This window comes from Desulforamulus aquiferis, assembly GCF_030577015.1.
GTDB classification, from domain to species: domain Bacteria; phylum Bacillota; class Desulfotomaculia; order Desulfotomaculales; family Desulfotomaculaceae; genus Desulfotomaculum; species Desulfotomaculum aquiferis.
Genome location: NZ_JARPTC010000015.1, coordinates 46,093 through 56,963, shown reverse-complemented (window position 1 = coordinate 56,963; position 10,871 = coordinate 46,093). Strand labels below are relative to the sequence as shown.

Here is a 10,871-nt window from a genome sequence, read left to right as displayed (position 1 = left end):
AAGGGTGAAAACTATTAATCAGCGGAGCTTTGTGGGAAAAAAAGTAACCCAGGTGGAACAAGAGTTAAAGTCCCAAAAGAAGTATACTGTTCATATTTTATTTGGTATCCTGGTACTTGTCGTCATTCTTATGGCTGCAAATATCTTTACCCTTAAGCAAGAGATAGTCTCATTGAAGGTGGAAAGGGGAAGTTTACTCGAAGAAAATTCAACCCTTAAAATTGAGGTAGAAACTATTAAATTAGCTGAGGGACAGAAACAAGTGGAGATTGCCGAAGCGGTAGACAGTACTAATGGTCAAGGCAGCATTATCTACCACCATATTCAGGCTGGAGATAACCTGCCAAGTATCTCTAAAAGGTATTATGGCACAGAGATATATGCCAGGCAGTTGGCCCAAATAAACGGACATAATCCAAATAGCTTGTTGCACATTGGACAAATATTACAGGTGCCACGGGAGCCTGACCCGGCCTGGGGAAATTAAAAAAAAGGCCTCCCATTAATGGGGAGGCTTTTCACTTGCAATCCAAGGATTTATTTTAAGGAGGTAGCCTTAGTGGCGTAGACAGCTTAGGAAACAGTTTTACTAAACAAGGATACTAGGTGGTCCAGCTTGGTATCCCGGGGGTTTGTTCTGCAATGCTGACATTCTAGGACCTTTTGAGATAGAATTTCTATGAGCCCATGGGGGATGTCTTGGGAATTAAAGGATGAGGGAAGGTCAATATCACTAATTAATTTAGCAACACCATCCACTGATTTTAGTGCAGCCTCGTTAATAGGTAAATCACTAACCTTCTCTCCAAAACATTTGGCAATATTAACAAATTTATCTGGACAGGCCATGGCATTGTATTTCATAACCCTTGGCAAGATAACTGACCAGGCCTTTCCGGCGGCAATTTTGCTATGATTAGCTAAGGTTGTAGTCATGGCAAATACATTTCCAAGGCCAGAATTTGCTGAGCCAAGGGCGGCATATAAGCCTGCATTTTGTACAGCAGTGGCCGACTCCAAATCCCGCCGGTTTGCCACAAAACGGCGCAGATTTTTGGCTGTGAGCTCAATTGCCTTGAGATTCAATATGTCTGTTAGCTCATAGCTGCCTAAAGAAACATAGCCATCTATGGCTATAGATAAAATCTGAAGACCAGTTTGCCCTGCCATTGTTGCATTCAGTACTTGAAGCATATAGGGGTCCATGATAACCAGCTTAGGTGTTGGAACCCTGTCCATAATAATTGTTTTATTGGATAAATCATCTGTAATCACAGACCAATTATGAAACTCGGAACCTAGACTTGCATTGGTTGGCACAGCAATGACAGGAGCCTCCTGGCAGGTTGACTCTCCAGGACTTTTTGTAAGTGATGAAATAACCTTGGCGGTATCAATGGCACTACTTCCACCTACGGCCAGCAGAATGTCACATTCTTCATTTCTGTATTGATTTAATCCCTGTTCCACTATCTCAATGGTGGGACAGCAGTCCAATTCATCGAATATGACATAGGCTAAATTTTCTCTGCTTAGAGACTCCAGTATATCAACAAGCAGTCCGGATCTTTGGCTTTTTTTGTCAGTGCATATGAGGACAACTTTACCAGCATATTTCTTTACTTGTTTGCCAAGGGTCTTTCTGGTGTCAATTCCGGCCAAGATTTTACAAGGAGTGTTAAAAAGATAGTCTTTAAACATGATGTCACACCTCAATAGTTCTTACTTGATTAAAATAAAAGCAATTTTTATGCCAAAACAAAAAACCTTATATTGCTTGAGGAATTTAGAAATAAATACACTTAGGATGCGAATTTACAACAAAAACAAAGAAAAAACCGTTGCACAACAGCAACGAGGTTGCTGTTGTGCAACGGTTAAGACTAAATTAAATTATATCTTTTCATTTTCCTGAAGATGGTTGATCTATCCATATGAAAAACCTTTGCTACGCTAGGGACACTTCCATGTATATCCAGAGCTCTTTTTAATAGATCCTTTTCCACGTCTGCCATAATTTCATTAAGGGTTTGTTCGCCAACGTTAACCGATGTAGGCATCAAAACTTTATCAAGATTAGTGTCCTGGTTGCCCATTAAATAATTGGGTAAATCACTAATTCCCAACAGTTCTTTTTCCTGAGTAACCACAAGACCTTGAATTAAGTTTTCCACTTCTCGGACATTTCCCGGCCATTTGTAATTCTGCAGGTAATTTTTAACTTCGTGGGTTAATGTAAGCTTTTTCTTATATTTTGTGTTGTATTTATCCAAAAAATATTGGACAAGGGGAGTAATCTCTTCTTTGCGCTCCCTTAAAGGAGGCAAGTCCAATACTGCAACCCTTAAACGGTAATAAAGATCGCTTCTAAATGTACCATTCTTAGAGGCCTCATCTAGATTTCTATTGGTGGCAGCGATAAAACGGACATCTACCTTTTTTACCTTGGTAGAACCAATTCTCATTACCTCTTGATCCTGTAATACCCTTAATAGTTTGGCCTGCATGGCCAGGGGCAGCTCGCCGATCTCATCAAGAAATAGGGTTCCTTTATCGGCCATCTCAAAATAGCCGGGTTTTCCTTTGGCATTAGCTCCGGAAAAAGCACCGGGATCATAGCCAAATAATTCAGACTCGATTAGGTTTTCCGGGATGGTAGCACAATTAATTTTGAAAAAAGGCTCCTCTTTTCTCTGACTGTGCTCATGGATTTTTCTAGCAAAAACATCTTTGCCCACACCGGTTTCCCCGAGAATTAAAACGGTTGTATCTGTGGCCGCAATACGCTGGAGCAATTGCATAAGCTTAATCATTTTAGGACTTTCAATGATGGTATTTTCATTTTTATGTTTTTTTGAAAACAAATAATGAATTTCCTGATGGTATTTTTCAATTAACTCTGCCTGGGAAGATATTTGTTCCTTAAGCTGTGAAAGGACAGTAACATCCCTTACATAGGTCACTACATAGGCTACCTTGCCATTTTGGTCAAATACCGGATAGCCATTTAATATTACCTTACGTCCCTCTTTAGTTTTTTGAACTGAGGTCTGGGGTTTTCCGGTTTTAACAACAATAGGATTAAGGGCGGTGTCGTAGACACCCTCCTTGGTTAAATCGTGTACCAGGCGACCCAATAGATTTTCTTTTTTAAGACCTGTTAACTTTTCATAGGTGCTGTTTACTTTGATGGTTTTTCCCTTGGCATCACTGATATATATGCCATCAGAAAAAACGTCCAAAATGTTATCTAAAAATGCTTCTATCTCATATGCCTGTGCCTTTACTAAATCCATGGAAAGCACCTCCCCTGGAAAGTTATTCATTGTCTGTTGCAGGACATTATTTGTTAACTAAATGTATTTTAACATGATATAATCAGTTTGTTCGCGAAAATACGACAAAATTGTACAAATATTTATTTTTATTACCATGTAGCGCCCTTAAAATAGTAAAAATGATAAGTTCTTTCACATTAGTGTTTAATTTGGTTGCAGCAACGCAACTGGATGTTGCTGCTTTGCAACCGGGGCTTGTGACGTTTGTACCAATGTCGGGCCTTGATTTTGCTGAAATGTCTCCTGTGTGACATTGGTGCGACATTGCAACCTGAACGGGCCAGGTGTATACAATGTTAAGTTTGTTTTAAGGTTTCATGGGTGTTTGAAAGCTTGGCATGGTTATTGCTTTAATAAAGGTCAAGGTAGTACGAAGAATGAAAGGAACAATGAGGGGGTGGGTTAGCCCAAAGGACTTTTATTAAAGTTTACTGTTATAAGTTTTAAACTTTTATGCAACTAAATCACAACGGAGGTCTATTATGAGAAAAAAATTAGCAGTCTTAGTAGCATTGGTAGTGGTTTTTTCTTTAGCTCTAGTTGGTTGCGGTTCAAGCGAAAAATCCCAGGAACAGGGTGCCGATGAAGGTAAAAAGATAACTATACGGCTGGCCCACCCTATGGCCCCTGGCAATAACGTAACCATTGGATATGAAAAGTTTAAAGAAATCGTAGAGCAGAAGTCAAATGGCCAAGTAGAGGTTCAATTATATGGTAATACCGTTCTGGGTAGTGACAGGGTAACTATGGAATCAGTACAAAAGGGTACCCTGGAGATGGCTTCCAGTTCTTCACCAAATATGGCTAATTTCTCTTCCAAATTTATGGTGTTCGATCTGCCTTATATTACTTCCCCTGAAAACCAAGAAAAACTATATAAAGCCCTGGATGAGGGAGAACTGGGCAAATACTTTACCCAGGTTTCTGAAGAAATTGGACTAAAGCCCATTATGTTTAGTGAATACGGCTATCGTAACTTTGTAACTGCTAAGAAAGAAGTTATAAGCCCGGAAGATTTAAAAAACCTCAAGCTCCGTACCACTGATTCACCAGTTGAAGTAGCAGTAGCCAAGGCCCTTGGTGCCAACCCTACTCCAATTGCCTGGGGCGAAGTTTACACTGCATTACAGCAGGGCACCATTGATGGTCAGGGCAACACCTTTGGTCTTCTGTACTCAGCTAAGCACCATGAGGCATCTAAGTTTGCCATTGACTCAGAACACAATTACAGCATGCACATTCTGATGATTAACAAGAAATTCTTTGACGAACTGCCCCAGAATATCCAGGATATCTTAGTTGAGTCCGGCAAAGAAGCTCTAGATTACCAGCGCAAGATATCTGCTGAATTAGAAGCTAAAGCTAAACAAGACTTCATTGCTGCAGGTATCAAGGTTCATGACCTGACACCTGAAGAAAAAGCTAAGTTTAAGGAAGCTACCAAAGAAGTTTGGACCATGTTCCCAGATAAAATTCCTCAAGAATTAATTGATATGTTAGTTGATGCCCAGAAGTAATTAGGAGCTAGCTCCTATATGGGAGGGCTATGGTCCTCCCATATAGGAAAACATGATTTGGATTACAGGTTAATTAATAAGCAACTACAGAGAGGCGATGCCAATGGCTAATCAAAAGAATGCTAATACGGTGCCACAAAGCCCAACTGACCCCAAGCCTAGAAACTGGTTGCGGTGGTTGGATGACAATCTGGAAAAACCCATCCTTTTAATAGGGATGTTGTCAATAATATTAATCATTACCTTTCAGACCTCTTACCGTTATATAATCACCCATTTATATGATGGTTCCGGTGCAGCTACCTGGACAGAGGAATTAGCCCGCTATATCTTTATTTGGATTTCTTATCTGGCCATTCCATTGGCGATTAAGGGCAGAAGCAACATTAGAGTTGACATTATCTACGACCGCTTACCGGAACGTATTCAGAGGATTTCTTGGATTGTTGTTGATGTATGCTTCCTGGCCCTTAGCAGTGTAGTGTTCTTTAAGGGGTTAGATCATATAGAAATGATGCTGAATTTACCCCAAACTACACCAGCTTTACAGATTCCCTATTTTATTCCTTATTTAATACTTCCCATTGGTTTTGGACTAATCAGTTTAAGGGTCATACAAGATTTATATAAGCAGGTAAAGGAATGTGGACTTAAAGATACAGCCTTTGGAATCATATTTTGTCTAGCCTTAGCTTCACCCCTGCTATTTGGTTTTGAAATGGATGCTTTAGCCTGGCTGTTCGGTTACTTTGCTATCTTTTTAGTTATCGGTGTTCCCATTGCAATTGCTTTAGGCTTATCCGGTCTTGCTACCATTATTGGTGCAAAGACTTTGCCTATTGATTATGTGGCACAGTTAGCATTTACCTCTATAGATAGTTTTCCCATTATGGCTATACCCTTCTTTATTGCAGCGGGTGTCTTTATGGGGGCAGGGGGACTTTCTAAAAGATTACTGGCCCTGGCTGACGAGCTGCTTGGCTCCCTGTATGGTGGTATGGCACTGGCAACTGTTGCAACCTGTATGTTCTTTGCCGCCATCAGCGGTTCTGGTCCTGCCACCGTTGCGGCAATTGGGGCATTAACAATTCCGGCTATGATTCAAAGAGGTTACGATAAGCACTTTGCGGCAGCTCTGGTAGCCTGTGCCGGTGCCATTGGCGTAATGATACCACCCAGCAACCCCTTTGTGGTGTACGGTGTTTCAGCCCAGGCTTCCGTTGGCAAGCTGTTTATGGGCGGTATCGTTCCTGGACTTTTAACTGGGGCGGTATTAATGGTGATAAGTTATCTCTACTCTAAAAAGAACAACTGGAAAGGTGAGGTGCGGGAACGTAGCTTAAAGACCTTTGGACGAGCTTTCTGGGAGGCAAAATGGGCCTTAATGGTTCCTGTCATTATCCTTGGAGGTATCTACGGCGGGCTAATGACACCAACCGAGGCCGCAGCAGTTTCTGCATTCTATGGGCTAATAGTTGGCGTATTTATCTATAAGGAAATTAACCTTAAAAATATTACCCAGTGCTTTATGGATGCCTGCAGTACCTCAGCTATCGTAATTGTACTGATGGCTATGGCAACAATATTTGGTAACATAATGACCATTGAACAGGTACCTAATAAAATTGCCTCTTTCATTTTAAGTATAACTGAAAGTAAAATTTTTATTTTGCTGATGATCAACGTGTTGTTGCTGGTGGTTGGTACCTTTATGGAAGCCCTGGCAGCCATCGTAATCCTAACCCCCATACTATTACCTATTGTAATTCAGGTAGGTGTGGATCCAATTCATTTTGGTGTAATCATGGTCGTAAACTTGGCTCTAGGCTTCATCACTCCCCCCGTTGGTGTTAACCTGTTCGTGGCCAGCGGTGTTGCTAAACTTAAGATGGAGAATATCTCCAAGGCTGCTTTACCATTATTATTCGCAATGATTGTTGTGTTACTGCTTGTTACTTATATTCCTGAGATATCAATGTTTCTGCCCAGCTTATCTAAATAACCTGTCCAAGAATACAAATGAATTTTGGCGACAGTTTCTAACCATCTAACTGACCTAATTACTCGCAGGGGTAGAAACTGTGCCCAAAAAAATAATAAGCAAATAATTAAAGATTTAGCTAATCATCTAAATTAGGAGGATGAAATAATGACAACTTGTTGTACTGTATTATCACCCCACGAACAAAGAATTCAGGAAGAAATGTTAGGTAAAGAGGATTTTAAAAAGGGTAGGGAAAGGATTTATAAAATTCTGGAGAGCTTTCACACCCAGCGTCCCATCATTGATGTGGAAAGGGCCAAATACTTTACTGATTCCATGAAGCAAACTGAGGGGGAACCCTTAGTTCTAAGATGGTCCAAAGCCCTACTGCACATTGCAGAAAATATGACTGTATATATCGATGATAGCAACTTGCTGGTAGGTAGAGGTGGCCAGCCCGGTAGATACGGTATGCTATTCCCCGAATTAGATGGTGATTTCCTTGACGTAGCAATTGAGCAGCTGCCAAGCCGTGTTGAATCTCCCTTCAACATATGTCAGGCTGACGCTGATATTGTAATCAATGAAATTGCCCCCTACTGGAAAGGGAAAACCTTCCATGAAAAGCTTGCCGAGGCACTACCAAAGGACACCCTAAGGTATACCTATGATCCTAAGGATCCCCTTAAATCCAGATTCATTGTTAACGAAACTGCTTCATTCCGCTCTTCTATTCAGTGGGTACACGACTATGAAAGGGTATTAAAGAGAGGCTTCAAAGGCATTAAGGAAGAGGCCCAAGAGAAGCTAGCCGCCCTTGATCCCCTAAGCCCTGTTGCCAATATGGAGAAGGCACCTTTCCTCCAGGCGGTGATCAATGTATGTGATGCCATCATTCTATGGGCAAACAGACATGCCAAATTAGCTGCGGAGCTTGCTGAGAAGGAAGCTGATGCAACTAGAAAGCAAGAATTAATGGAAATTGCAGAAATCTGCGCCTGGGTGCCTGAAAATCCTGCCCGAAATTTCCGGGAGGCAGTTCAATCCCAGTGGTTTACCCAAATGTTTTCCAGGATTGAGCAAAAAACAGGTACTATTATATCCAACGGACGTATGGACCAGTACCTATATCCATTCTACAAAAAGGATATCGAAGAGGGTCGCCTGACTGAAGAAGGTGCCGTTGAATTGCTGGAGTGCATGTGGGTGGCTATGGCACAATTCATCGACCTGTATGTTTCCCCAACTGGCGGTGCCTTTAACGAAGGCTATGCTCACTGGGAAGCGGTAACCATTGGCGGTCAGACACCAGATGGAAGTGATGCCACCAACGAACTAACCTACTTATTCCTGAAGTCCAAGCAGGAGTTCCCGTTAAACTACCCTGATCTGGCAGCCAGAATTCATGCCCGCTCACCAGAACGTTATATGCATGAGGTAGCTCAGACCATCAAAGAGGGTTCCGGCTTCCCAAAATTAATCAACGACGAAGAGGTTATTCCCCTATTGCTGTCCAAGGGTGCAACCTTTGAAGAAGCCTATGACTATGCTGTATCCGGTTGCTCTGAAGCCAGAATGCCCAACAGAGACACATTTACCAGCGGATGCCCTTATATTAACTTCGCAGCAGCAGTAGAAATGGTTCTACACAATGGAAAGATGCTCCTGCATGGGGATGAGGTTATTGGTCTGCAAACTGGAGACCCAAGGGAATTTAGTACCTGGGAAGAGTTTTGGAATGCCTACTTAGCCCAAACCACCGAATTTTTAAAGCAAGCCTTTATCCAGCAGCATGTTATCATAAATTTACGTCCCAAGCATTTTGCCAGCCCACTGGGTTCATCCCTGCATGATCTGTGCATGGAAAACTGCTTGGATCTCCATACACCTGTAATACCCGGTGGTATTGATTTAGGATATTTTGAGCTGATGGGTTATGGAACTGTGGTTGATTCCCTGGCCGCTGTTAAGAAGCTGATTTTTGAAGATAAGAAGTTAACCATGGCCCAGTTAATTGAAGCATTAGAATGTAACTTTGAGGGTAAGGAAGCAGTTAGACAAATGCTGCTTAATGCTCCCAAATACGGCAACAATGATCCCTATGTGGATTCCCTTGCTAAGGACGTTGACCGTGAAGCCCTTGAGTTTACCAAGAAATATTCCAAGGAGTTAGGTGTACATTTTGACCTGAGACTGGTGCCCTTTACTTCCCATGTGCCCTTTGGCAAGGTGGTCAGTGCTTCTGCCAACGGCAGAAAGGCATATACTCCATTAGCTGACGGCTCTTCCGCCTCCCACGGTGCAGACGTCAATGGTCCAACTGCTGTATTGCTATCTAACTTTAACTCTAAAAACTACAACTTTAGGGAGCGTGCCTCCAGACTGCTAAACATTAAGTTCACACCGTCTTGTGTAACCGGGGAAGAGGGCACGAGAAAACTGGCCTCCTTTATTAGAACCTGGTGTGATCTTAAGCTATGGCATCTCCAGTTCAACATTGTTAATAAGGAAACCCTACTGGCAGCCAAGAAGGATCCCGACAAATATCGTGGGCTTATCGTAAGGGTCGCCGGCTATAGCGCTTACTTCTGCGATTTGTCTCCAGATTTACAGGATGACATTATTGCCAGAACAGAGCACAGCACCATCTAAATACAAATAGGTTATCCTCTGTAAGTCCTGCTGTTTCGCAGGGCTTACAGCCCATTTTGTTAAGGAGGGGATTTAGTGAGTGCAGCCGGTAATATAGATAGAAACAAAAGTGGTTATATATTTAATATTCAACGATATTCAGTACATGATGGGCCGGGCATTAGGACTATTGTATTTTTAAAGGGCTGTCCCTTGAAGTGCCGGTGGTGTGCCAACCCTGAATCTCAGCATCTTTTGCCCGAACTGGCCTTTAATAATAACAAATGCATCGGTACAAAGGAATGCAAAATGTGTATTGAGGCCTGTGAATTGGGTGCCATTAGGGAGAATACCAGTGAAAAGGTTGAAATAGACAGGGCAATCTGTAATAACTGTGCCAGATGTGCTGACATATGTCCCTCCAGGGCTTTAAACATGTATGGCAAGCCCATGACTGTAGAGGAAGTTCTAAAAGTTGTCGAAGAAGACAGTATGTTTTATACTAGATCTGGTGGGGGAATTACCTTAAGTGGTGGGGAACCATTATCCCAGGCTGACTATGCCTGGGAACTGCTGAAGGAAGCAAAACGCAGGAGGATTAATTCAACCCTGGAGACCTGTGGCTATGCAGACTGGGATAGCTTAAACAAAATTAGTCAACAGCTTAATACCGTGCTTTATGATATCAAATGCATTAATAATGATAAGCATAAGGAGTATACCGGAGTCTCCAATGAATTAATACTTAACAATTTTGTAAAGCTGTGTGAGGCATTTCCTAACCTTTCCATTATGGTTAGAACTCCAGTAATACCGGGTTTTAATGATACGGAAGAAGATATTAAAGAAATTATTGACTATATTAGGCAATTCCCAAATGTAGACTATGAGCTGCTGCCCTACCATCGTTTGGGACAGCCCAAATATGAATATCTAGGGAAGGAATATCCCATGCCAGAAGTGAAACTGGTTGATGAAAAAATGAAAAGCCTAAAGAAGCTGGTGGGAGAGTTCTTTGGGAAATAGTAATTAAATGGGGGAAAGAGGCATTGGAGAAGACGAAGGTTTTATTTCATGTTTCAGAAAATGAAGTATGGCCAAAGGCATTAACAAATATTCAAAACTTCCTTAAGGATGTAAGTGATAATCAGGTGGAGATCGAGCTGGTGGCTAATGCTGGGGCTGTAAATTTTTATTACGATAATGATAAGGTAAATTTACATGAGCAAATGAGCAGCTTATCCTCCCGGGGTGTTAAATTCGCAGCCTGTCGTAATGCCCTTCAGGCTCATTCCTTAAAGGAAGAGCTTCTACCTGAATTTGTTCAGGTAGTTCCGGGAGGAATAACGGAGATCGTAAAAAAACAAAGTATGGGCTTTATTTATATAAAGCCTTAAAGGA

The 10,871-nt window shown here is 41.7% G+C and carries 8 protein-coding genes; 6 read left to right on the top strand and 2 right to left on the bottom strand.

Going from position 1 to position 10,871, the window contains the following annotated elements:
• Positions 1-31 precede the first annotated feature (31 nt).
• The gene (locus P6N53_RS10715) at positions 32-487 is read left to right on the top strand and encodes a LysM peptidoglycan-binding domain-containing protein (protein ID WP_304542961.1); all 456 of its coding nucleotides are present in this window, start codon (positions 32-34) and stop codon (positions 485-487) included.
• A gap of 86 nt (positions 488-573) precedes the next feature.
• On the opposite strand, the gene P6N53_RS10710 is transcribed toward P6N53_RS10715, so the two are convergent.
• On the bottom strand, positions 574-1,701 hold the full coding sequence (locus P6N53_RS10710) for an iron-containing alcohol dehydrogenase (protein ID WP_304542959.1): 1,128 nt from the start codon (positions 1,699-1,701) through the stop codon (positions 574-576).
• A 182-nt stretch (positions 1,702-1,883) separates the two neighbouring features.
• On the bottom strand, positions 1,884-3,296 hold the full coding sequence (locus P6N53_RS10705; protein WP_304542957.1) for a sigma-54 interaction domain-containing protein: 1,413 nt from the start codon (positions 3,294-3,296) through the stop codon (positions 1,884-1,886).
• A 524-nt stretch (positions 3,297-3,820) separates the two neighbouring features.
• Between P6N53_RS10705 and P6N53_RS10700 the strand changes: the two genes are divergently transcribed.
• The 5 genes from P6N53_RS10700 to P6N53_RS10680 all read left to right on the top strand — a co-directional run bounded on the left by P6N53_RS10700 (position 3,821) and on the right by P6N53_RS10680 (position 10,867).
• Entirely contained in the window at positions 3,821-4,855 is a 1,035-nt protein-coding gene (locus tag P6N53_RS10700; protein ID WP_304542955.1) for a TRAP transporter substrate-binding protein, read from the top strand.
• 103 nt (positions 4,856-4,958) lie between these two features.
• Complete coding sequence (locus tag P6N53_RS10695) at positions 4,959-6,857, top strand: TRAP transporter large permease (RefSeq protein ID WP_304542953.1); 1,899 nt, start codon at positions 4,959-4,961, stop codon at positions 6,855-6,857.
• A gap of 147 nt (positions 6,858-7,004) precedes the next feature.
• Positions 7,005-9,491 carry a (2S)-3-sulfopropanediol dehydratase gene (gene hpsG, locus P6N53_RS10690; protein WP_304542951.1) on the top strand — a complete coding sequence of 829 codons (2,487 nt, stop codon included), beginning with the start codon at positions 7,005-7,007 and terminating at the stop codon, positions 9,489-9,491.
• A 75-nt stretch (positions 9,492-9,566) separates the two neighbouring features.
• Positions 9,567-10,496 carry a (2S)-3-sulfopropanediol dehydratase activating enzyme gene (gene hpsH, locus P6N53_RS10685; protein ID WP_304542949.1) on the top strand — a complete coding sequence of 310 codons (930 nt, stop codon included), beginning with the start codon at positions 9,567-9,569 and terminating at the stop codon, positions 10,494-10,496.
• Positions 10,497-10,519: 23 nt separating this feature from the next.
• Positions 10,520-10,867: a DsrE family protein gene (locus tag P6N53_RS10680; RefSeq protein ID WP_304542947.1), complete on the top strand. Its 348-nt coding sequence runs from the start codon at positions 10,520-10,522 to the stop codon at positions 10,865-10,867.
• The last annotated feature ends 4 nt before the right edge of the window (positions 10,868-10,871 follow it).